Raw genomic sequence first — 21,108 nt, 5'->3', positions numbered from 1 at the left:
AATGACCGCCGAAGTTTTCTACGACGACGACGCCGACCTCTCGATCATCCAGGGCAAGAAGGTCGCCGTGATCGGGTACGGCAGCCAGGGCCACGCCCACTCGCTGTCGCTGCGTGACTCGGGCGTCGAGGTGGTGGTCGGCCTCAAGGAGGGCTCGAAGAGCCGGGCCAAGGCCGAGGAGCAGGGCCTCGAGGTCAAGACGCCGGCCGAGGCGTCGGCCTGGGCCGACGTGATCATGCTGCTGGCGCCGGACACCGCGCAGCGCAAGATCTACGCCGAGTCGATCGCCCCCCACCTGACCGCGGGCAAGGCGCTCTTCTTCGGGCACGGCCTCAACATCCGGTTCGAGCTCATCAAGCCCCCGGCCGACGTGACCGTCGCCATGGTCGCCCCCAAGGGCCCGGGCCACCTGGTCCGCCGCCAGTACGTGGACGGCAAGGGTGTGCCGTGTCTGGTCGCCGTCGAGCAGGACCCGACCGGCGAGGGCCTCGCGCTCGCCCTCTCCTACGCGAAGGCCATCGGTGGCGCCCGGGCCGGCGTCATCAAGACCACCTTCAAGGAGGAGACCGAGACCGACCTGTTCGGCGAGCAGGCCGTGCTCTGCGGCGGCACCGCCGCCCTGGTGCAGACCGGTTTCGAGGTGCTCACCGAGGCCGGTTACGCCCCGGAGATCGCCTACTTCGAGTGCCTGCACGAGCTCAAGCTGATCGTCGACCTCATGTACGAGGGCGGCATCTCCCGCATGCGCTACAGCGTGTCGGACACCGCCGAGTTCGGTGACTACGTCAGCGGCCCGCGGGTCATCAACGCCGAGACCAAGGCCGAGATGAAGCGGATCCTGGCCGACATCCAGTCGGGCGAGTTCACCCGCCAGCTGATCGAGGACGACGACAACGGCCGTCCGCTGCTGACCAAGTACCGCGAGCAGGGCGCCAACCACCCGATCGAGGTCACCGGCCGCAAGCTGCGCGACATGATGAGCTGGGTCGACCGGCCCATCACCGAGACCGCCTGATTTGTCGATAAAATGCCCGGCCCCGACAACGGGGCCGGGCATTTTTTATTGCGGAAACAGCTCTGTTACATGCGTGGGTAACCTCGCGATATGAGACTGGCTGATTCTTTTCGGAGTGAGCGTTTCGGGGCGGTCCGGATCCACGAGCTCCAGAGGGTCATCGAGCTGGATTCCGGCAGCTCGGAGGCGCTGCGTGCGGTCGAATCGCAAATGGTTGTCGTCGTTCCGTGCATGAATGAGACACGCTCGGTCGTCGAGGGTGTCCTTTCCGGAATTCCGCACGACTGCCTCATCGTGCTGGTCTCGAACAGTGACCGGCAGCCGGTCGACCGCTATGAGATAGAGGCGCAGACGGTCGAGCAATTCTGCCGTCTCGCCGGGCGCTCGGCCATCACCGTGCATCAGCGCGACCCCGGTGTGGCCGCGGCCATGAAGGCGGCCGGCATGCCCGAACTGATCGACGACGACGGTCTCGTGCGGGCCGGCAAGGGCGAGGCCATGCTGCTCGGCATGGCGCTGGCGGCGATGACCGGCCGCCGGTACATCGGCTACGTCGACGCCGACAACTACGTGCCGGGATCGGTGCACGAGTACTGCAAGGTCTACGCGGCCGGGCTGGCGCAGGCCGATTCCCCGTACGCCATGGTCCGGATCTCCTGGCACTCGAAGCCCAAGCTGCGTGACGGCCGGCTGTTCTTCAGCCGCAAGGGCCGCAGCTCGCAGATCACCAACGAGTGGCTCAACCGGTTCCTGGCCGAGTACTCGGGCTTCGGCACCGAGGTGATCGCCACCGGCAACGCCGGCGAGCACGCGATGACCCTCGACCTCGGCCTGAAGCTGCGGATCGCCGGCGGTTTCGCGGTCGAGCCGTACGAGTACCTGGATCTGTTCGAACAGTTCGGCGGGGTGCTGGAGAGCACCGACCCGGACGTGATGGCCAGCTCGGTGCCGGTCCTGCAGGTCGAGACCCGCAACCCGCACTTCCACGACAACAAGGGCGAGGAGCACGTGCGGGGGATGCGGATGCAGGCCCTCAACGTGCTCTACCACTCGCCGGTGACGCTCCCGTCCGTACGTCAGGCGATTCTGGATTTCATGGTCGAGCAGGGGGCTCTGGCGACCGGCCAGGAGCCGCCCCGCGAACGGGTCTACCCGCCGGTGGGCACGCTCGACCTGGACCTTCTCTACGACGCGCTGGACGCCGAGGCGCTCAGTTTCCGCCAGCCGGACGGTCTGGCCCTGGTCGGCCGCCCGCCGGCGCCGCCGATCGACCGTGCGTCGATACCACGCAGAGTCGCTTAGCGCTTACCATCGCGGACATCGACCGTCCGCAATGGAGGTAGCGCATGGCGCCCGTCGTCCTGATCGCCGAGGAGCTCGCGCCCTCCGCCGTCAGCATCCTCGCCCACGACTACGACGTCCGGGCGGTCGACGGCGCCGACCGGGCCGCCCTGCTGGCCGCGGTGGCCGAGGCCGACGCCCTGATCGTCCGCAGCGTCACCACCGTCGACGCCGCGGTGCTGACGGCCGGGCCGCGCCTGCGGGTGGTGGCGCGGGCCGGCGTCGGGCTCGACAACGTCGACGTGGCCACGGCGACCGCCCGCGGTGTCCTGGTGGTCAACGCGCCCACCAGCAACATCGTCTCGGCCGCGGAGCAGGCGATCGCGCTGCTCCTCGCGGTCGCGCGGCACACGGTCACCGCCTCGGCCGCGCTCAAGGCGGGCCGCTGGGAACGGTCGCGCTTCACCGGCGTCGAGGTGCAGGGCAAGACGGTCGGCGTGGTCGGGCTGGGCCGCATCGGCGTGCTCTTCGCCCAGCGCATGGCCGCCTTCGGCACCCGGCTGATCGCGTACGACCCGTACATCCAGCCCGCCCGCGCCGCGCAGCTCGGCGTGCGTCTCGTCGGCCTCGACGAACTGCTGCGGGAGAGCGACTTCATCTCGGTGCACCTGCCGCGCACCCCCGAGACCATGGGCCTGATCGGCGAGAAAGAGCTGGCCAAGGTCAAATTGGGGGTACGGATCGTGAACGCGGCCCGCGGCGGCCTGATCGACGAGGCGGCGCTGGCGGCGGCGCTGCGCGACGGGCGGGTGGCCGGCGCCGGCCTGGACGTCTTCGTGACCGAGCCGTCGACCTCGTCGCCGCTGTTCGATTTCGAGAACGTCGTCGTCACCCCGCACCTGGGCGCCTCGACCGCCGAGGCGCAGGACAAGGCCGGCCTCGCGGTGGCCCGCAGCGTCAAGCTGGCCCTGGACGGCGAATTCGTGCCGGACGCGGTGAACGTGCAGGCCGGCGGGGTGGTCGACGAGGACGTACGGCCGCTGCTGTCCCTGGCCGAGAAACTCGGCAAGGTCTTCACCGCGGTGGCCGGCGGCGTCGCGGCCAGCGTCTCCGTCGAGGTACGGGGGGAGATCGTCTCGCATGACGTGGCGGTGCTCCGCCTCGCGGCCACCAAGGGGCTGTTCACCTCGGTCGTGGACGAGCGGGTGACGTACGTGAACGCGCCCCAGCTGGCCGCCGACCGGGGTGTCGAGGTCGAGCTGGTGGTCAGCGAGGAGCCGTGCGAACACCAGAACCTGGTGATCGTGCGCGGCGCCCTGCCGGACGGCCGGCGGGTCAGCGTGGCCGGCACGCTCACCGTGACCGGGGTCCGGGAGACCGCCAAGCTGACCGGCGTCGACGACTTCGACCTGGACCTCAACGCCGACGGCGTCCTGCTGTTCTTCCGCTACAGCGACCGGCCCGGCGTGGTCGGCGCGATCGGCACGATCCTCGGCGAGGCGAACGTCAACATCGCGGCCATGCAGGTGGCCCGCCGCACGGCCGGTGGCGAGGCCCTGATGACGCTGACCGTGGACTCCTCGGTCGACGCGGAACTGCTCTCCACCGTGGCCGCCGCGATCGGATCCGCTCGCGGCCACGTGGTGGACCTGCGGCTCAACGGGTCCTGAGCGGGGGCGGATAGACCGTGCCGTCCTGCAGGTCGAGCAGGTCGAGGTTGAGCTCGGCGGCCAGCCGCTCGATCGTCTCGAGCACGACGTCCGGGCAGTTCTCGTCCAGCCTCATCTGGATGTGGTCGGCGGCAGCATGCAGCGGCGCGTGCGCCCAGGGGGAGCCGGGCGCCGAAGCGCGCGGGCCCCGGTCGGGATAGTCACTGGTCAGGGCGTCATAGAAGGCGACGACACGCGGGTCGGCCGGGCGTTGCGGGTGCTCGCCGCGCGCACAGCGCGCGTTGGCGGCCCGCACGGCGTCCGGCAGGTCCGTCTGGTCCATCGCCCACACCACGAGGTCGAAACTCACCCGGCGCATGCTGCCATCCGGCGCTTGCGAACTACGTTCCCGACACGCGGGGGATGCGTCTTGCGCGTCATTAGTCCGCATCGCTAGCGTTGTCCCTGCCGTACGAAACGTCGGTGGGCCCGTCTTCGGGTGACGTGCCCGCTGTCGCGCGTGCGGTTAGGTGTATTTCGGCGGGACCGAGCCACGCGTACTCGTCGCAACAGCCCCCTGGCCGTTTGCCGCGGTTCAGGGGGCTGTTGGTGTTTGTGGCTCCTGAGTGCCCATTAAGTGGGACCGTTGTACCGAAGATCGGGACTGGCGCGTTAACCTTCGAGGACCCGAACCAGAGGAGTGCGAAGTGAGCGTGGCGCGGATCGCGGTCGTGGCCGGCGACGGCATCGGTACCGAGGTGACCGCGCAGGCTCGCAAGGTCATCGAGACCGTGCTCCCCGGCACCCAGTTCGAGGACTACGACCTCGGCGCCCGCTTCTACAACCGTACGGGCGAGGTCCTTCCGCAGTCCGTCGAGGACGAGCTGGCCGGCCACGACGCCATCCTGCTCGGCGCCATCGGCGACCCCAGCGTCCCGCCGGGCGTCCTCGAGCGCGGCCTGCTGCTCAAGCTCCGCTTCGACTTCGACCAGTACGTGAACCTGCGCCCGTCGAAGCTCTGGCCCGGCACCACCAGCCCGCTCGCCGGCGTGAAGCCCGGCGAGATCGACATGGTGGTGGTCCGCGAGGGCACCGAGGGTCTCTACGTCGGCGCCGGCGGCGTGCTCCACCAGGACACCCCGGCCGAGATCGCCACCGAGGAGAGCCTGAACACGCGGCACGGCGTCGAGCGGGTCGTCCGCGACGCCTTCGCGCGCGCCCAGCGCCGCGACCGCCGCCACCTCACCCTCGTGCACAAGACGAACGTGCTGACCAAGGCGGGCAGCCTGTGGGCCCGCACCTTCAAGGCCGTCGCGGCCGAGTTCCCCGAGGTCACCACGGAGTACCAGCACATCGACGCGGCCAGCATGTTCATGGTCAGCAACCCGCAGCGGTACGACGTGATCGTGACCGACAACCTCTTCGGTGACATCCTCACCGACATCGCCGCTGCCGTTACCGGCGGCATCGGCATGGCGGCCAGCGGCTCCGTCAACCCGGAGCGCACCTACCCGTCGACCTTCGAGCCGGTGCACGGCTCGGCGCCGGACATCGCCGGTCAGGGCATCGCCGACCCGGCGGCCGCCATCCTCTCCGCCTCGCTGCTCCTGGAGCACCTGGGCCACCACGACGAGGCCCGGCGAGTATCCGAGGCGGTCGCGGCCGAGGTCGCGTCCCGCACCGCGGGCGCGCCGCTGCGTACCGCCGAAGTCGGCGACCGCGTCGCCGCCGCTCTCTAGTCTTCTCCTCGCGGCGGCGTCTCTCTCACCCTCGGTCTCTGTTTTAACGACCGTTCGGGGTAGATTCTTGAAGCACTACGGGTGCTTCCGCATGCCTAAATCTTCTTTGCAGAAAGCAGGTCCACCTGTCATGAGTGGTGGTGACAACCTCGATTTCGAGATCCGTCCGAACCCGGCACCCGTGGGCGACGCCGAGCGCGCCGCGCTCCTCGCCAGCCCCGGCTTCGGCCGTATCTTCACCGACCACATGGTCACGGTCCGCTACGCCGACGGCAAAGGCTGGTACGAGCCGCGCGTCGAGGCCCGGGCCCCGATCCCGATGGATCCGGCCTCGGCGGTGCTGCACTACGCCCAGGAGATCTTCGAGGGGCTGAAGGCGTACACGCTGCCCGACGGCGGCGTCGCCATGTTCCGCCCGGACGCGAACGCGGCCCGCTTCGCCGAGTCGGCCAAGCGGATGGCCATGCCCGCGCTGCCGGTCGAGACGTTCCTCAGGTCGCTGCACGAGATCATCAAGATCGACCGTTCGTGGATCCCGCAGAGCGAGGAGGGCAGCCTCTACCTGCGGCCGTTCGCCTACGCGAGCGAGGTCTTCCTCGGCGTGCGCCCCGCGATGGAATACCTCTACCTGGTCATCGCGTCGCCCGCCGGCCCGTACTTCTCCGGCGGCGTCAAGCCGGTGTCGCTCTGGGTGACCCCCGACTACACCCGCGCCGCTCCCGGCGGCACGGGCGCGGCCAAGTGCGGCGGCAACTACGCGGCCGGCCTCTCGGCCCAGGCCGAGGCCATCGAGCACGGCTGCGACCAGGTGGTCTACCTCGACGCGATCGAGCGGAAGTACATCGACGAGCTGGGCGGCATGAACGTCTTCTTCGTCCTCGACGACGGCACCCTGGTGACGCCGCCGCTGACCGGGACGATCCTGCCCGGCATCACCCGCGACTCGGTCATCAAGCTGGCCGAGCGGGCCGGCCACAAGGTCGAGGAGCGCCCGGTCAGCCTCCAGGAGTGGCGCACGTCGGCCGCCTCCGGCCGGATTCGCGAGGCCTTCGCCTGCGGCACCGCCGCCGTGATCACCCCGATCGGCGTGGTGAAGAGCGCCGACGCCGAGTTCACGATCGGCGACGGCGGCACCGGCGCGGTCACCACCGACCTGCGCAAGCAGCTCGTCGACATCCAGCGGGGCCGCGCCGACGACCCCTTCGGCTGGGTGCACCGCGTCCTCTGACGGGTTCCCTCCGCCCAGGCCTGCTCAGGCCTGGGCGGAGGGCCGCACGACGATCTCGTCTCAGGTTTGGGCCGTGGGCCGCACGACGATCTCGCCGACGTCGACCTGCGGGGGGCGGCCGATCGCGTACGCGATGGCGACGGCCTCCGGCCCGATGCCCAGGTCACCCATCGCGGCGAACCGTGCCCGAACCGCGACCACCTCTTCCAGCTCGCGGGGCGCGCGTCCCCCGGGCCGTCCGCCGTCTCCGACACTCTCCAGCCGGCCGTGGCCAATGTTCCGCTGCTGCTGGGCGCCAGCCCGGCCTACGTCATCGACGGGCGCTACGACGTGCTGAGTCACAACCCGCCGGTGTTCGAACTCTTCCCCGGCCTCGCCGCGACCGGCGATCCGCCGAACCTGGCCCGCTGGATGTTCCTGGCGCCCGAGGGCCGCCGCACGGTGGTGGACTGGGAGGTCGAGGCGCGCGGCCTGCTGGCGCGGCTCCGCTCGATCGCGGCCAAGCATGAGGGAGATCCGCGGTTCGAATCCCTCGTCGACGAGCTGCGCGAGGGCTGCCCCGAGGTGCGGCGCTGGTGGCGCCACTACGACGTGGAGCCCCGGCACGGTGGCCGCAAACGCCCGCGCGGGCCGGACGGCGAGATCATCGATTACGCGTACGCCGTCTTCCACGTGGCCGAGCGCCCGGAGCAGACCCTCGTCGTCTATGCCACCAGCGGGGACGCGGGGGTCTGACCTCGGCGCCCGGGAGGGCCGAGCGGGCTTCCCGGCGGGTCATCTCGAGACTCAACACCCATGCCAACCCATCCATGATCGCCTCCGGTCGATGCCGTTAACGGTCACGTGACCGTTAACGGGATCGTGCTCCTGATGTCGGGGCGGCGTCAAGCGGGTTCGGACTACGATTTGCTGATCGTGGAGAACAAACGGGCGACCCTGCGGGATGTGGCTCGGCTGGCCGGCGTCTCGCACCAGACCGTGTCCCGTGCCATCAACGACAAGGGCGAGATCGACCCGGAGACGCGCCGCCGGGTGCTCGAGGCGGCGCGGGAACTGAACTATCGGCCCTCGCGGTTCGCCCGCGGGCTGGTCAAGCCCGATACGACCACGATCGGGCTGATCGTCTACGACGTGGTGAACCCGTTCTTCCCCGAGCTGATCGCCGGCGTGATCGAGGCCGCGGAGCGGCGCGGCTGGCAGGTGGTGGTCAGCAGCAGCCAGGACGACCCGAAGCGGGAGGCCGGCCTGCTGCGGTCACTGTCGGGGCAGGCCGACGCCCTGATCGCCTACCTGTTCCAGCCGGACGACGTGATCACCGCGGCCGTGGCCGGGGTGCCGCTGGTGGTGATGAGCCGCCGCAACGACGGGCGGGGGTTCGGCGCCGTCGACATCGACGTGGAGGCCGGCGTCCGGGCCGCCGTGCGGCATCTGGCCGAGCGCGGGCACCGGCGCATCGGAATGATCGACTGCCCCGGTGCGGCCGACCCGGGACGGCGGGCCGGGTTTCTCGCCGAGGCGGCCGAACAGGACCTCACCGTTCCCGCCGAGGCGATCGTCGCGGTCGAGCAGTCGCTGGCCGGCGGTGGCTCGGGCTTCGAGCGGCTGCGCGCCGCGGACGAGGGCATCACCGCCGTCGTGGCCTTCAACGACCTGGTGGCGCTGGGCGCCTACCGCGCGGCCCGCCGCCTCGGCCTGGACATCCCCGGCGACATCGCCGTGGTCGGTTTCGACGGCCTCGGCATCGGCGAGCTCCTCGACCCGCCCCTGACGACGATCGCCCTCGACAAGCGCCGGATGGGCGAGCTGGCCGTGGCCGAGGCCGAGCGCCTCCTGGCCGGCGAGCCACCCACCCTCTCGGTGGTGGAGCCCCGACTGCTCGTCCGCGGATCAGCTTGAGGACAACATGTGGGCCCGGAGCCCGGCTATCTCCTCGGTGGTGAGGCCGATGTCGCGGACGAAGCCCTCGACCGAGCCGTGCAGGCGGCGCAGGTCGTCGAGGAACAACTGCATCGCCTCGGGCGGAGAGTCGAACATGTGCTCGTTACCCCGTACGGCCTCGGGGCTGGTCTTCAGCAGGTATTCGGTCAAGCGGGCCATCGCGCTGGTGGTCAGCGCGTAGTCGGCCGTGATGTCCTCGTCGGACACGCCCAGCAGGGACAGGGTCAGGGCGCACACCGTGCCTGTGCGGTCCTTACCGGCCATGCAGTGCACGATCGCTGGTGACTTGCCGGGGTCGGCAATCAACCGCAGCGACTCGAGCAGACCCTCGCGGCCGTCCTCGGCGAAGTTCAGATAGCGGTCGGCCAGCCAGCGCTCGTGCACCACGTCGTCCGGGTGGTCGACCTCTTCCCAGTCGATGTGCTGGATCACCACGTTGTGATAGTCGATGCCATGGGCGGAGAACCGGCCGAATTTCTCGATCTCGTGCGGGCGGCGAAGGTCGATCACGGTGCGGACGCCGAGCGCTTCGAACGCCGCCGCGTCGGCCTCGCCCAGGCCGTGCAGGGCGTCCGACCGGAACAGGCGCCGCCAGCGCACCGTCCGGCCGTCAAGGCCGCGATAGCCGCCGACGTCCCTGAAGTTGTAGGTAGCGGAGAAACCGAGATTCCGGGGGTACTGTTCCACAGCCACGGACCCAACCTAGCTTCCGCTGTCGATCCCTCGGACGGGGGACGTCGTCCCAGCTGGTGGATTTCTTGTCCCAGCATCGGCCACCCGTGGCAAACTTCGCTACGTGACCCACCTCGTGCTGATTATTGGCACCTAGCGCGCCGGCTGACTCTTTCGCCGACGCGCAGACCTCCCGCATCCGCGGGGGGTCTTTTTGTTGGGGGTCGTAAAAATCCTTGAAGGGAACGCGCCATGGAGTACCAGGTCTTCGACACCACGCTGCGCGACGGTGGGCAGCGGGAGGGGATCAGCTACTCGGTCGCCGACAAGCTGGCGGTCGCGAAGCTGCTCGACGAGTTCGGGGTGGGCTTCATCGAGGGCGGCTGGCCCGGCGCGATGCCCAAGGACACCGAGTTCTTCGAGCGCGCGAAGACCGAGCTCGACCTGAAGAACGCCGTCCTGGTCGCCTTCGGAGCCACCCGCAAGGCGGGCAGCCGGGCCAAGGAAGACCCGCAGGTGCAGGCGCTGCTCGACGCCGAGACCCCGGTCGTCTGCGTGGTCGCCAAGAGCGACATCCGCCATGTCGAGCGGGCCCTGCGCACCACCGGCGACGAGAACCTGGCCATGGTCCGCGACACCGTGGAGCACCTGGTGGCCAGCGGCCGGCGCGCCTTCGTCGACTGTGAGCACTTCTTCGACGGCTTCCGCTACGACCCCGAATACACGGCGAGCGTCGTCCGGACGGCCATCGACGCCGGGGCCGAGCGGGTCGTGATGTGCGACACCAACGGCGGCATGCTTCCCTCGATGATCACCAAGGCGGTGAACGAGGTCGTCGAGCGCACCGGCGTCCCGGCCGACCGGCTCGGCATCCACTGCCAGAACGACACCTCGTGCGCGGTCGCGAACACCGTCGCCGCCGTCGAGGCGGGCGTCAAGCACTTCCAGTGCACGGCCAACGGCTACGGCGAGCGTCCCGGCAACGCGGACCTGTTCGCCACGGTCAGCAATCTGCAACTCAAGCTCGGGCTGCCGGTCCTACCGGAGGGCTGCCTGGAGAAGGCGACGCGGGTCTCCACCGCGCTCGCCGAGATCGCCAACATCGCCCCCGACACCCACCAGGCCTACGTCGGGGCCGCCGCTTTCGCTCACAAGGCGGGGCTGCACGCGAGCGCGATCAAGGTGGATCCGCTGCTCTACAACCACGTCGACCCGGCTGTTGTGGGCAACGACATGCGGATCCTGGTGACGGAGATGGCCGGCCGGGCCAGCATCGAGCTCAAGAGCCGCGAGCTCGGTATCGACCTGGCCGGCCACCCGGACACCCTCTCGGAGGTCACCCGCAAGGTGAAGGACCTGGAGGCGGGTGGCTGGTCGTTCGAGGCCGCCGACGCCTCGTTCGAGCTGCTCGTCCGGGGCGAGCTGCCCGGTGAGGGCTTCGCCCGCCCGTTCGGCCTGGAGACGTACCGGGTGCAGGTCGAGCACCGCGAGGACGGCGCCGTGGTCTCCGAGGCCACCGTCAAGGTCCGGGTGAACGGCGAGCGGGTGATCGCCACCGCCGAGGGCAACGGCCCCGTCAACGCCCTCGACGAGGCTCTTCGCGCCGCGCTGACCGCGCACTACCCGCAGCTCAAGACCTTCGAGCTGAGCGATTTCAAGGTACGCATCCTGGAGGGCACCCACGGCACCAACGCGGTGACCCGGGTGCTGCTCGAGACCGGCGACGGCGAGCGCGACTGGACCACCGTCGGCGTGCACGAGAACATCATCGAGGCGAGCTGGGTGGCCCTGGTCGACGCGCTGACGTACGGCCTGGCCGAGTCGAAGTGAGGATCTTCTCCGGCTCGGCCTTCGAGGAGCAGATCGGGTACGCCCGCGCGGTCGTCGACGGCGACCGTGTGTACGTCTCGGGCACCACCGGCTTCGACTACTCGACGATGACCATTTCCGACGACGTCGTCGAGCAGGCCGAGCAGTGCCTGCGCAACATCGGGGCCGCGCTGGCCGAGGCCGGCTGCCACTTCGCCGACGTCGTCCGGGTGCGCTACCTGCTGCCGAACCGCGAGGACTTCGAGCCGTGCTGGCCGGTGCTGCGCAAGTACTTCGGCGACGTCCGCCCGGCCGCCACCATGCAGGTGTGCGGCCTGGCGGACCCGCGCATGCTCATCGAGATCGAGGTGGACGCGCGGCGTCGCTGATCACCTCGATCGCGGCCGCGAGCGGCATCGGGGCGAGCCGGCTGCCGTCGCGATGCCGCAGGGCGACCAGGCCGTCCGGCGCCTCGCGGCTGCCGATCACCCCGACGTACGGGATCCGGCGTTCCGCCGCGGCCCGGATCCGCGCGCCGATCGAGCCCTCGTGGTGCACTTCGGCCCGTAATCCGGCGTCGACCGCCGCCGCCTTCGCCGCGTCGGCCGAGGGGAGCTGGTCGTCGGCGACCGGCAGCACCGCGAGCTGCACCGGCGCGTACCAGACCGGGAAGGCGCCGTTGTGCACCTCGATCAGGTGCCCGAAGAGCCGTTCCATCGAGCCGACCAGACTGCGGTGGATCATCACCGGCCGGGACCGGCCGCCGTTCGCGTCGGCGTACTCCAGATCGAAGGCCTCGGGCTGGTGGAAGTCGACCTGAATGGTGGCCAGGCTCGACTCCCGGCCGGCCGGGTCGACGATCTGCACGTCGATCTTCGGACCGTAGAAGGCGGCCTCGCCCGGCGCCTCCACGTAGTCGACGCCGTCCAGCGCCTCGCGCAGCAGCGAGGAGGCGAGCTGCCACCCGGCGTCGTTCCCGGCGTATTTGCCGCCGTCGCCGCGCAGCGAGAGCCGGTACGACGAGGGTGCGAAACCGAGCGCCGCGTGCGCTTGGCGCATCAGCCGCAGCACGCCGGCCACCTCGTCGACGACCTGGTCGAGGGGGCAGAAGATGTGTGAGTCGTTGAGCTGGATCGACCGTACCCGGCCCAGGCCGCCGATCACGCCCGAGCGCTCGGCCCGGTACATCGGGCCCAGCTCGGCTATCCGCAGCGGCAGATCGCGGTAGGAGCGCTGCCGCGACTTGAAGATCAGCGCGTGGTGCGGGCACTGGCTGGGCCGCAGCACCAGCTCGTCGCCGCCCATCCGGATGGCCGGGTACATGTCGTCGGCGTAGTTCCGCCAGTGCCCCGACAACTCGTACATCTGGCGTTTGCCGAGCGCGGGGGAGTGGACATGCTGATATCCGGCCCGGCGCTCCAACTCGTACAGATAGGACTCGACCGCGTGCCGCGCGGCCGCGCCGCCGGGCAGCCAGAACGGCAGGCCGGCGCCGATCAGCGGATCGGAGTCGAACAGGTCCAGCTCACGCCCGAGCCGGCGGTGGTCGACGATCATGGGAGGTCTCCTTCGGGTCGAGGCCCGGCGAGACGCCCACGAACTGAACTCCCCAGAAGGGGCCCGGGCGTGTCGCCCGGGGCCGTGGCAGAGGTCAGCGCGCGCCGGGTCGTCCCGGCGTCGTCAGCTGCTGACCGAAGTTCATGGCGCCGATGCTAGGCGCGGCGATCGTCGGCCAGCAACTGAAATAGGACGTGGTCCTGCCACTCGCCGGCGATCCTCAGGTAGCGGGGCGCCAGCCCGTACCGCCGGAAGCCGTTGCGTTCCAGGACCCTCTGCGAGGCGGCGTTGTGCACCAGCGTGCCCGCCTCGACGCGATGCAGGCCGAGCTCGCCGAACGCGAGGCCGGCGATCCGGCCGACGGCGGCCGAGGCGAGGCCGCGCCCGTTGGCCGCCTCGGCCACCCAGTAGCCGAGGTGGCACGACTGGAACGGGCCGCGGGCGATGCCGGTGAGCATGATCCGGCCGACGATCCGGCCGTCGTCGACGATCACGTGTGGCAGGGTGGCGCCACCCTCGTACTGCCGAAGCGTCTCGGTGATCAGCCGGCGCTGGCCCTGGTCGGTGAAGAACTCCTCGGGGCGCACCGGCTCCCACGGCGTGAGGAAAGCGCGGTTGGCCCGCAGCAGCGCCGCGATCTCGGCCGCGTCGTCCTCGGTGGTGAGCCGGGTGATCATCGGACCGCCGCCGGCAGCATCAGCTCGGCCACGATCGCCCGGTGGTCACTGAGCGGAATCGGATGCACGCTTGCCTCCCGTACGCCGATGCGCTCGTCCACCAGCACATGGTCGATCGTGACCGGCGGCAGCGGCTTGCCGTCGTACGGCCCCCACGTGCCGGCCAGGCCCTTGCCGGTGGCGTCGGCCGCGTCCCGGTATCCGCGGGCGATCAGCTGCCGCATCGGCGTGTGGTCGAGCGTCGAGTTGAAATCGCCGAGCAGGATCCGCGGGGTCCCGCTCCCGTCCGCTCCCGGTTGGGCCCGCAGGTCGGCCCGCCACTGCCCGAGGATCGACTGGGCGTACGGGGCGATCGGATGGGCCGACTCCACGATGACCGCGCCCGCGCCCGGGGTGTCGACCGTGGCGTACGCCTGCATGAAGCCGCCGCCGTTGCGCCGGGCCCCGGCCTCGGTGATCGGGAACCGGGAGTAGACGCCCGAGCCGTCGGCCTCCGGCTCGTCGGCGAGCGAGGAGTACGGCAGCAGCGCGCCCAGCCCGGCCGCGGCCAGCGCCTGCCGGCCCTCGGTGGTGAACTCCTGCACGGCCAGCACGTCGACGTCGCGCTCGCCGACCAGTTTGACGATCGTGGCCGGGTCGGCCCGGCCGAAAAGCATGTTGCTGGTCATGACGGTCAGCTTCACGCCCTCCAGCGGTCCCCGGTCGCGGGCCGGGAAAGCGCGTGGCAGCACGGCCACGGCCAGCGCGATCGCCGCCACCAGGCCGGCCGCGCCGATCGTCCAGCGCCGGGTGGCCAGGGCCACGACGGCCGGCAGCCAGGCCCAGGCCGCGACGTACGGGGTGAAGGCGAACAACTGCACCAGCGGCCCGCGCTCCCAGCCGCCGAGGCGAAGGACGGCCCAGATCAGGCCGGGCAGGATCAGGACGATCAGCGCCGTCGCCATCAGGCGCCGCCGTCCGCCGACACCGTGACGGAGGCGATCACCGAGCGATGGTCGCTGCCGGTGACCCGGTGCACCTCGACGTCCCGGACCCCGATCCGCTCGTCGACCAGCACGTGGTCGAGGGTCACGGGCGGAATCGGCTTGCCGTCGTACGGACCCCACGTCGCGATCAGCCCCTTGCCCACGGTGTCGGCGGCGTCCCGGTAGCCGCCCGAGATCAGATCGCGCAGCGGAGCGTGGTCGAGCGTCGAGTTGAAGTCGCCGAGCAGGATCCGCGGCGTCCCGTTCCCCGACGGCCGCGGCTCCTGTTCGAGGTCCGCCTTCCAGGACGGCAGGGCCTCTTTCGAGTACGGCGCGAGCGGGTGAGCCGACTCGACGGTCACCGCACCCGCCCCGGGCGGCTGGATCGTCGCGTACGCCTGCATGTTGCCCGGTTGCAGGTTGTCGCCGTGGAATCTTCGCGAACCCTGGCCGGTCATCGGATATCTCGAGTAGAGGCCCGACCCGGTCGTGCCGACCTCGTCGGCCAGAGCCTGGTACGGCAGCAGGTCGCCGAGCCCGGCCGCGGCCAGCCCCTCGGCCGCGCGCGGGGTGAACTCCTGCACGGCGAGCACCGCGACGTCGTGCTCGCGGACCAGCCGCACCACCGACGCCGGATCGGCCTGGCCGATGAACATGTTCACCGTCATGACCGTGAGCGGGACGCCGGCCGGGGCGCTCGAACCCGGGACCGCGCGCGGCAGGACGGCCGCGCCGAGCAGGATGGCGGCCAGCGCGGCCACGGCGGCGATCAGCCACTTGCGGGCGATCAGGGCCGCGATCAGCGGCACCAGGGCCCACGCGGCCACGTACGGCGTGAAGGCCATCACCATCACGACGTAGCCGGGCTCCCAGCCGAGCGACCGGAAGACCGCCCAGAGAAGGCCCGGCACGGTCAACAGGGTGAGGAGCACGGTGCGCCTCACCCTGTGACCAGGCCGGACTCCGGCCGGTGTGGTGGTGATCGTCATGGCGGCAAAGCTATCGCGCCACCGCGAGAATCAGATCTTGCTGTCGACGATCTCGCCGATTTCCGCTGCCACGAGCTCGTCCCGGATGATCGCGGCGTCGCCCTCGACGACCAGGGTCAGCCCGTGCGGGTGAAGGTGACGGCCCGCGGCGGCCGAGACCTCGGCCAGCGGGGTCTCCAGGTAGCTGCGGCGCAGCTGCGGGTAGTAGTCGTCGGGCAGCCCGTAGAGCACCAGCGTGCTCAGTGCCCCCACGATCGAACCCGGCGTCTGCATCTCGACGCTGAGCTGCCCGGCCCGCCACGAGCGGGCGACCGCCAGCTCGTCCTCGGTCACGCCGTCCTGCTGGGTGCGGTCGATCTCGCCCAGCGTGTCGACGATCGCCGGCACGGTCACCGCCGTCTGCACGCCCGCGGCCACCTCGAAACGGCCGAACCGGCGCGACATCGCGTACGAGCCCCGGATGCCGTACGTGTAGCCCTTCACCTCACGGATGAGGTGGTTGAGCCGCGACGTGAAGGCGCCGCCGAGGATCGTCGCGGCCAACGTCATCTGTACATAATCGGGGGTCGCCCGTTCGGGTGAACGGTGACCGATCCGCAGCGTCGACTGCACCGAGCCCGGCCGGTCGACCAGGATGATCCGCCGGTGATCGCGGACCGAGAAGTCCAGCGGCCCCTCGACCGGCAGCGGGTCGCCGCCGGTGCCGCCGAACGCCGCCTCGCCCAGCGCGGCCAGATCGAGCGTGTCCAGGTCGCCGGCCACGAGCAGCACGCCCGGCCGCAGCATCCAGCTCTCGTGGAAGGCGAGCACGTCGTCGACGGTCACGGCGGCCACCGAGGTGGGATCGCCGTGCATCGGCCGGCCGAACCGCTCGGCCGCGCCGAACAGGTCGGCCCGCAGCGCGGCGTCGGCCCGCGGGCCGGGCTGGGCCCAGTCCATCCGCAGGGCGGTCACCTCGTCGTCGCGGACCCGGGCCACGTCGGCCGGGTCCAGCTTCGGGGTACGGGTGGCCTCGGCCGCCAGGCGCACCGCGTCGAGCAGCTGCGGAACCGGGGCCGAGACGCCGACCCGGAACGTGTCCCAGTCGACCGAGGGCGCCAGCTCGGCGCCGAGACTTTCCAGAGCGATGGCGTACGCGGCCGAGTCGCGCCGCCGCGTGCCCTCCTCCAGCGACTTGGCGAGCACGGTGGCGGTGCCCTCGCGGCCCCGCGTCTCCCGGGCCGCGCCGGCGTCGAGCATGAGCATCGCGGTCGCGAGCAGCTGACCCGGCAGGTGCGCGCCGATCACCGTGCCGCCGGCGACGGTGACCCGCTGCAGGTCCGGGAACGTGTACGGCCGGGCCTGACCCGGATCGGGGCGGGTGGCGATGAGAGTCACTTGTTCTCCTCGGGGACGTACGTGAGGGTGACCCTCGACTCGGCGTTCAGGAGCTGGGCGGCCTCGGTGACGTCGTCGGCCGTGACCGCGAGCCACTGCGGCAGCCGGTAGGCGGCGGCCTCGGGCTCGCCGAACTGCGTCGTGTACCGGCTCAGGGTGTCGGCGCGGCCACCCACCGTTGACACCTGCCGCCACCAGGCGGTGGTGAGCAGGGCCTTGGCCCGGGCCAGCTCGTCGGAGGTCACCGGTTCGGTGACCAGGCTCGCGATGACCTCGTCGAGACCGGCCTCGAGCTCCTCGACGGCCACGCCGTCCTTGGCGGTGGCCGTGATGATCAGCGGGGCCGGCGCGTGCGCGAGGTCGACGCCGTACGAGCCGATGTAGTCGGGCTGGGCGATCCGCTTGCCGTCGGCCAGACGCTGGTAGAGGCGGCTGCCCCGGCCGTTGCCGAGCACCGCGGCGAGCACGGTGACGGCGTCGTACCCCTTGGTCCCGAACGGGTGGGTCCGGTGCGAGATGTAGATCCTCGGCGCCGGAACCGCGGCGGTGACCGTCTCGCGCTTCGCGGGCTCCCGGCCGATCTGCACCTTGGGCGCCGGTGGGATGTCGGCCACCGGCTCCAGCCGCCCGAAGTACTTCTCGGCCAGCGCGAACACCTGCTGCGGGTCGGCGTCACCGGCGACGGTCAGCACGGCGTTGTTCGGCGCGTAGTACTTCTGGTGGAAGGCCTTGAACGTCTCCAGGCCGGCCGCGTTCAGGTCCTCCATCGACCCGATCGTCGGGTGGTGGTACGGGTGGCCCTCCGGGTAAAGCAGCTCCAGAAGCCGCAGCCAGGCATCGCCGTACGGCACGTTCTCGTACCGCTGGCGGCGCTCGTTCTTGACCACCTCGCGCTGATTGTCCAGCGTCTCCTGGGTCAGCGCCGGGACGAGGCCGCCCATCCGGTCGGCCTCCAGCCACAGGGCCAGCTCCAGATGCTCGGCCGGCATCGTCTCGAAGTAGTTGGTGCGGTCCGGGTTCGTGGTCGCGTTCAGCGAGCCGCCGTTGCCCTGCACCAGGCGCATGTGCTCGGTCTTGGCCACATGCTGCGACCCCTCGAACATCAGATGCTCGAACAGATGCGCGAAGCCGGTCTGCCCAGCCGGCTCATGCCGCGAGCCGACGTCGTACCAGAGATTGACGCAGACGACCGGCGCTGTCCGGTCCTCGCTCACCACAACCCGAAGGCCGTTGGCAAGCCGCGTGGTTTCGATAGGCCACGGATAGCCGGTCGTGACAACCGGCGTGCTTGGGGACGTCACCCACCCATACTGCCCCCTGGGTCAACGTTTTCTTGATCGATAACCACGTGGCGATGCACCCACCGCCGATGCCATGCTGTCCAGCGTGACCGAGGACGTGCGAGTGAACGACCGCCTGACGATCCCGGCGGCCGAGCTCGCATGGCGCTTCTCCCGCTCCAGCGGCCCCGGCGGCCAGGGTGTGAACACGACCGACTCCCGGGTCGAGCTGTCCTGGGACCTGCTCGCGTCCGACCTGCTGTCGCCGGCGCTGAAACAGCGGGCGGCCGAACGACTCGGCAGCCGCCTGGTCGACGGGGTGCTGACCATCACCGCCTCCGAGCACCGTTCGCAGCTGCGCAACCGCGAGGCGGCCCAGGCCCGTCTCGCCATGCGGGTCGGCGAGGCCATCGCACCCCCGCCCCGCCAGCGCCGCGCGACCAAGCCCACGCGCGGCTCGGTCGAGCGCCGCATCGGCGAGAAGAAGCGCCGATCCCAGATCAAACGCAACCGCCGCGGCACCGAGGACTGACACGCCCGCCCTACTTGGCCGAGACACCCGCGGGCGGCGGGAATCGACCCGATAATCAGGCGGTGACCCGGTCCCGCTCGACTGCCGCCGCCAAGGCCGCTCTGGTGGCCGGGGGCAGTTTCACGTCCAGCATCGCGGTGATACTCGTGGTGGCCGCGGTGTGGGGGCTGGGGGACCGCACGGTCCTGTCGGTGCTGGTCGGGCTGTGCGGGCTGACCGCGGCCGGAATGTTGATCGCGGCCGGGCGCCTGCGTCCGTAAGCTCGCGCCGGCGCCCCTTCGAGACGCGGCCGACACTGTCATCTGGCTCGACCTGCCCGCCCGCGTGGCCATCTGGCGCGTCCTGCGCCGGGCCGGCCTGGACCGCCTGCGCGGCGGCCACGACTGGGATCTGGCCTCGCTCCGCCGCGTGGCCCGCGGCGCCCGCGCCTACCGCACCCGCCCCGCGGCGACGGCGGCCGACCTGGACGCCCGCGACAGTGCCAACAGCACGCGTACTCTCACCCGGTTCCTCGGCGCGGCGAAACCCCACCTCGTCCATTGCCGAACGCCGTCCCAAGTCAGCCGGATTCTCCGGCAAGCTCGCTGATTCGAGGTTTCCCCAGAAGGCTCGCCGACTCCGCACGACTCGATCGGCACCCACGTCCGGCGCGGGCAGCTCGCGCAGAGCAGCGGAGGAAAGACCTCGGCGGCATCGCGATCATCGCCAGCACCATGGCAACCGGTATCCGGGGTCCTTCGGCACGGACCCGGACGCTGCGCTCGACTTTTGAGAAGGGTTTGTTCAGGCGTATTCGAGGCTCGGTGTGCCGGCTGAGGTGAGGACGGGGCGGCCGGATCGGTAGGTGGCCTGGCCGAAGAGGGCCATCAGGCGCTTGGCGGCGGGCGACAGGTCGGCCTCGGTCTCGGCGAGTGCCGTCAGCCGGCCGTCGGCGCCGTAGAGGGTGTCCAGGGCTCGGGCCACCGCGACCGTCGGTGGGCGGAGGTCGCGTTCCAGGCGGGAGAGGTGGCCCGGGTCGACGTGGGCGGCCCGGGCGGCCTCGCGCAGGGAGCGGGTGCCGCGCAGCCGGCGGGCCAAATCTCCGAATGTTTCCACAGATGCCTCCCCTGAAGTGTTGCCAATGTCGTGCCGCCCGACCGGCAACACGGAGCAACTGATCACCAGACTAGTGTCGCACGACTAGTCCGATGTGGAGTGGGGGTGGCGTGATGGTGCCTCAGCCGGGAGATGTGCTGGAGGTGGGCCGGTCGGCCAGCGTGCAGTTCGCCACGCCGATCCGGTTCCGGGTGATTCGTGTGCACGACTGGCAGACGTACGCCGGATGGGTGTGGATCGACGGCTACGAGCTCGACCCCGTCGGCGACGCGGTCGAGCGCCGGTCGATATTCGTGCAGATGGCGGGGCTGCGGCCGGCCCTGGAAGGTCTCGGTGAAGGGGTCAGCGATGGTTGAACGGGGCGACGGCCTCGCGGTTGCGTGACGCGTCCTCGGGGCCCATGAGCTCCTCGCAGACGCGGATCAGGCGGGCGCGCAGAGCGGCGGCCCGGCGGGCGAACTCGCGCTGCCGGGCCACGTACTCGGCCTTGCCCTCGGGGGTTTCGATCTTGACTGGATCGAAGCCGTACGAGGACAGGTCGTACGGGCTGGCCTGCATGTCCAGCAGGCGGATGTCGCCGGCCAGGGCGAAGCAGTCCAGCGCCAGCGCGCCCGGCACGGCCGGGCCCAGCTTGGTCGCCCACTTGTGCACGTCCATCGCGGCGTGCAGGCAGCCGGGCTGGTCGAGGTCGACCTGGGTGGCGCGGGTGGGCTGGAGGCGGTTGAGGCCGACCGCCTCCGGCGTGAAGAAGCGGAACGCGTCGAAGTGCGTACACCTGATCGGGTGATCCTCGACCACCCGATCGGTTTCGGCCTGGCCGAGGCGCAGCGGCAGCGGATGGCGGTGTTCCGGGTCGCGGTAGACCATCGCCCACTCGTGCAGGCCGAAGCAGCCGGAGAAGACCGGGCGGGACGCGGTCGCCGTCAGCAGGCCGTGGATGTAGCGCACCGACTCGCCGCGGGCGTGCATGAAGGCGACCTCGTCGAGCGTGACGACCCCGTCGGGGTACGTCATGTAGAACTTCCACGCGGCGTGCTCGGCCACCCCGGTCGGCGAGGGGGCGAGCCCGGTGCCGACGCCGGGATGCCAGCGGCGCAGCACCGACGGGCGGGTGCCGTAGTAGTCGTACAGAAAATCTTCGATGGCATGCTTCTCGCCGGAGGCCCGCCGGGCACGGTGGCCCGCGGTCATCTCGTCGGCGCGCTCGGCGTGCGCCCGGGCGATAGGAATCCAGGTGACCGAGGGCAGCGTCGTGGTGAGCGTCCTCACCTGCTTGATCCCCATCGCACCAGCGTATCCAGCCGA

Annotated in this window: 24 protein-coding genes; 13 read left to right on the top strand and 11 right to left on the bottom strand. The window is 70.8% G+C overall.

The features are described 5' to 3' along the window. Position 1: 1 nt before the first annotated feature. The 3 genes from ilvC to serA all read left to right on the top strand — a co-directional run bounded on the left by ilvC (position 2) and on the right by serA (position 3,966). Positions 2 to 1,015, top strand: coding sequence for a ketol-acid reductoisomerase (gene ilvC, locus AB0C26_RS06210; RefSeq protein ID WP_360242283.1), 1,014 nt, complete (start codon positions 2 to 4; stop codon positions 1,013 to 1,015). A gap of 90 nt (positions 1,016 to 1,105) precedes the next feature. After that, positions 1,106 to 2,317: a mannosyl-3-phosphoglycerate synthase gene (gene mpgS / locus AB0C26_RS06205; protein WP_360242280.1), complete on the top strand. Its 1,212-nt coding sequence runs from the start codon at positions 1,106 to 1,108 to the stop codon at positions 2,315 to 2,317. A 44-nt stretch (positions 2,318 to 2,361) separates the two neighbouring features. Continuing rightward, positions 2,362 to 3,966, top strand: coding sequence for a phosphoglycerate dehydrogenase (serA, locus tag AB0C26_RS06200; RefSeq protein ID WP_360242277.1), 1,605 nt, complete (start codon positions 2,362 to 2,364; stop codon positions 3,964 to 3,966). Here serA and AB0C26_RS06195 read toward each other — a convergent pair. Continuing rightward, the gene (locus AB0C26_RS06195; protein ID WP_203771650.1) at positions 3,953 to 4,315 is read right to left on the bottom strand and encodes a hypothetical protein; all 363 of its coding nucleotides are present in this window, start codon (positions 4,313 to 4,315) and stop codon (positions 3,953 to 3,955) included. The genes serA and AB0C26_RS06195 overlap by 14 nt on opposite strands. 337 nt (positions 4,316 to 4,652) lie before the next feature. Between AB0C26_RS06195 and AB0C26_RS06190 the strand changes: the two genes are divergently transcribed. Further along, positions 4,653 to 5,684, top strand: coding sequence for a 3-isopropylmalate dehydrogenase (locus AB0C26_RS06190; RefSeq protein ID WP_360242273.1), 1,032 nt, complete (start codon positions 4,653 to 4,655; stop codon positions 5,682 to 5,684). A 130-nt stretch (positions 5,685 to 5,814) separates the two neighbouring features. Further along, positions 5,815 to 6,912: a branched-chain amino acid aminotransferase gene (locus AB0C26_RS06185; RefSeq protein ID WP_360242270.1), complete on the top strand. Its 1,098-nt coding sequence runs from the start codon at positions 5,815 to 5,817 to the stop codon at positions 6,910 to 6,912. A 60-nt stretch (positions 6,913 to 6,972) separates the two neighbouring features. Here the strand turns inward: AB0C26_RS06185 and AB0C26_RS06180 are convergent, their stop codons facing one another. Further along, positions 6,973 to 7,113: a hypothetical protein gene (locus AB0C26_RS06180; RefSeq protein WP_360242267.1), complete on the bottom strand. Its 141-nt coding sequence runs from the start codon at positions 7,111 to 7,113 to the stop codon at positions 6,973 to 6,975. A gap of 66 nt (positions 7,114 to 7,179) precedes the next feature. Here AB0C26_RS06180 and AB0C26_RS06175 point away from each other — a divergent pair, with 66 nt between their 5' ends. Together AB0C26_RS06175 and AB0C26_RS06170 are read left to right on the top strand one after the other, a co-directional pair. Beyond that, entirely contained in the window at positions 7,180 to 7,647 is a 468-nt protein-coding gene (locus AB0C26_RS06175; RefSeq protein ID WP_360242264.1) for a hypothetical protein, read from the top strand. 180 nt (positions 7,648 to 7,827) lie between these two features. Continuing rightward, positions 7,828 to 8,808, top strand: coding sequence for a LacI family DNA-binding transcriptional regulator (locus tag AB0C26_RS06170; protein ID WP_360242261.1), 981 nt, complete (start codon positions 7,828 to 7,830; stop codon positions 8,806 to 8,808). Here AB0C26_RS06170 and AB0C26_RS06165 read toward each other — a convergent pair. Further along, positions 8,800 to 9,543: a tyrosine-protein phosphatase gene (locus AB0C26_RS06165; RefSeq protein ID WP_360242258.1), complete on the bottom strand. Its 744-nt coding sequence runs from the start codon at positions 9,541 to 9,543 to the stop codon at positions 8,800 to 8,802. The genes AB0C26_RS06170 and AB0C26_RS06165 overlap by 9 nt on opposite strands. A gap of 231 nt (positions 9,544 to 9,774) precedes the next feature. Between AB0C26_RS06165 and cimA the strand changes: the two genes are divergently transcribed. After that, entirely contained in the window at positions 9,775 to 11,352 is a 1,578-nt protein-coding gene (gene cimA / locus AB0C26_RS06160; protein ID WP_360242255.1) for a citramalate synthase, read from the top strand. After that, positions 11,349 to 11,720 (top strand): RidA family protein, encoded by a 372-nt coding sequence (locus AB0C26_RS06155; protein WP_360242252.1) that lies wholly within the window; start codon positions 11,349 to 11,351, stop codon positions 11,718 to 11,720. Before cimA ends, AB0C26_RS06155 begins: the two co-directional genes overlap by 4 nt. Here the strand turns inward: AB0C26_RS06155 and thrS are convergent. The 6 genes from thrS to AB0C26_RS06125 form a co-directional block, all read right to left on the bottom strand. Then, positions 11,686 to 12,885 carry a threonine--tRNA ligase gene (gene thrS, locus AB0C26_RS06150; RefSeq protein ID WP_360243586.1) on the bottom strand — a complete coding sequence of 400 codons (1,200 nt, stop codon included), beginning with the start codon at positions 12,883 to 12,885 and terminating at the stop codon, positions 11,686 to 11,688. The genes AB0C26_RS06155 and thrS overlap by 35 nt on opposite strands. Before the next feature lie 158 nt (positions 12,886 to 13,043). Then, on the bottom strand, positions 13,044 to 13,565 hold the full coding sequence (locus tag AB0C26_RS06145) for a GNAT family protein (protein WP_360242249.1): 522 nt from the start codon (positions 13,563 to 13,565) through the stop codon (positions 13,044 to 13,046). Further along, on the bottom strand, positions 13,562 to 14,509 hold the full coding sequence (locus AB0C26_RS06140; protein WP_360242246.1) for an endonuclease/exonuclease/phosphatase family protein: 948 nt from the start codon (positions 14,507 to 14,509) through the stop codon (positions 13,562 to 13,564). The genes AB0C26_RS06145 and AB0C26_RS06140 overlap by 4 nt, the downstream gene beginning before the upstream one ends. Next, complete coding sequence (locus AB0C26_RS06135) at positions 14,509 to 15,462, bottom strand: endonuclease/exonuclease/phosphatase family protein (RefSeq protein WP_360242243.1); 954 nt, start codon at positions 15,460 to 15,462, stop codon at positions 14,509 to 14,511. The genes AB0C26_RS06140 and AB0C26_RS06135 overlap by 1 nt, the downstream gene beginning before the upstream one ends. 87 nt (positions 15,463 to 15,549) lie before the next feature. Continuing rightward, the gene (locus tag AB0C26_RS06130; protein ID WP_360242240.1) at positions 15,550 to 16,896 is read right to left on the bottom strand and encodes a pitrilysin family protein; all 1,347 of its coding nucleotides are present in this window, start codon (positions 16,894 to 16,896) and stop codon (positions 15,550 to 15,552) included. Further along, positions 16,893 to 18,197: a pitrilysin family protein gene (locus AB0C26_RS06125; RefSeq protein ID WP_360242237.1), complete on the bottom strand. Its 1,305-nt coding sequence runs from the start codon at positions 18,195 to 18,197 to the stop codon at positions 16,893 to 16,895. The genes AB0C26_RS06130 and AB0C26_RS06125 overlap by 4 nt, the downstream gene beginning before the upstream one ends. Positions 18,198 to 18,282: 85 nt before the next feature. On the opposite strand from AB0C26_RS06125, the gene arfB reads away from it, so the two are divergent. The 3 genes from arfB to AB0C26_RS06110 all read left to right on the top strand — a co-directional run bounded on the left by arfB (position 18,283) and on the right by AB0C26_RS06110 (position 19,296). Further along, positions 18,283 to 18,708, top strand: coding sequence for an alternative ribosome rescue aminoacyl-tRNA hydrolase ArfB (gene arfB / locus AB0C26_RS06120; protein ID WP_360242234.1), 426 nt, complete (start codon positions 18,283 to 18,285; stop codon positions 18,706 to 18,708). A gap of 62 nt (positions 18,709 to 18,770) precedes the next feature. Then, positions 18,771 to 18,968 carry a hypothetical protein gene (locus AB0C26_RS06115; protein WP_360242231.1) on the top strand — a complete coding sequence of 66 codons (198 nt, stop codon included), beginning with the start codon at positions 18,771 to 18,773 and terminating at the stop codon, positions 18,966 to 18,968. A gap of 64 nt (positions 18,969 to 19,032) precedes the next feature. Beyond that, positions 19,033 to 19,296, top strand: coding sequence for a hypothetical protein (locus tag AB0C26_RS06110; protein WP_360242228.1), 264 nt, complete (start codon positions 19,033 to 19,035; stop codon positions 19,294 to 19,296). A 195-nt stretch (positions 19,297 to 19,491) separates the two neighbouring features. On the opposite strand, the gene AB0C26_RS06105 is transcribed toward AB0C26_RS06110, so the two are convergent. Next, entirely contained in the window at positions 19,492 to 19,803 is a 312-nt protein-coding gene (locus tag AB0C26_RS06105) for a helix-turn-helix transcriptional regulator (RefSeq protein ID WP_360242225.1), read from the bottom strand. A 113-nt stretch (positions 19,804 to 19,916) separates the two neighbouring features. On the opposite strand from AB0C26_RS06105, the gene AB0C26_RS06100 reads away from it, so the two are divergent. Beyond that, positions 19,917 to 20,159, top strand: a complete 243-nt coding sequence (locus AB0C26_RS06100) for a hypothetical protein (RefSeq protein ID WP_360242222.1) — start codon at positions 19,917 to 19,919, stop codon at positions 20,157 to 20,159. Here the strand turns inward: AB0C26_RS06100 and AB0C26_RS06095 are convergent. Further along, positions 20,146 to 21,087 carry a 3-methyladenine DNA glycosylase gene (locus AB0C26_RS06095; protein WP_360242219.1) on the bottom strand — a complete coding sequence of 314 codons (942 nt, stop codon included), beginning with the start codon at positions 21,085 to 21,087 and terminating at the stop codon, positions 20,146 to 20,148. The two genes, AB0C26_RS06100 and AB0C26_RS06095, sit on opposite strands and share 14 nt — an antisense overlap. Between the last annotated feature and the right edge of the window lie 21 nt (positions 21,088 to 21,108).

The sequence above is a fragment of the Actinoplanes sp. NPDC048796 genome, from assembly GCF_040650035.1.
Lineage (GTDB): Bacteria > Actinomycetota > Actinomycetes > Mycobacteriales > Micromonosporaceae > Actinoplanes.
This window is presented reverse-complemented; position numbering and strand designations above follow the sequence as displayed.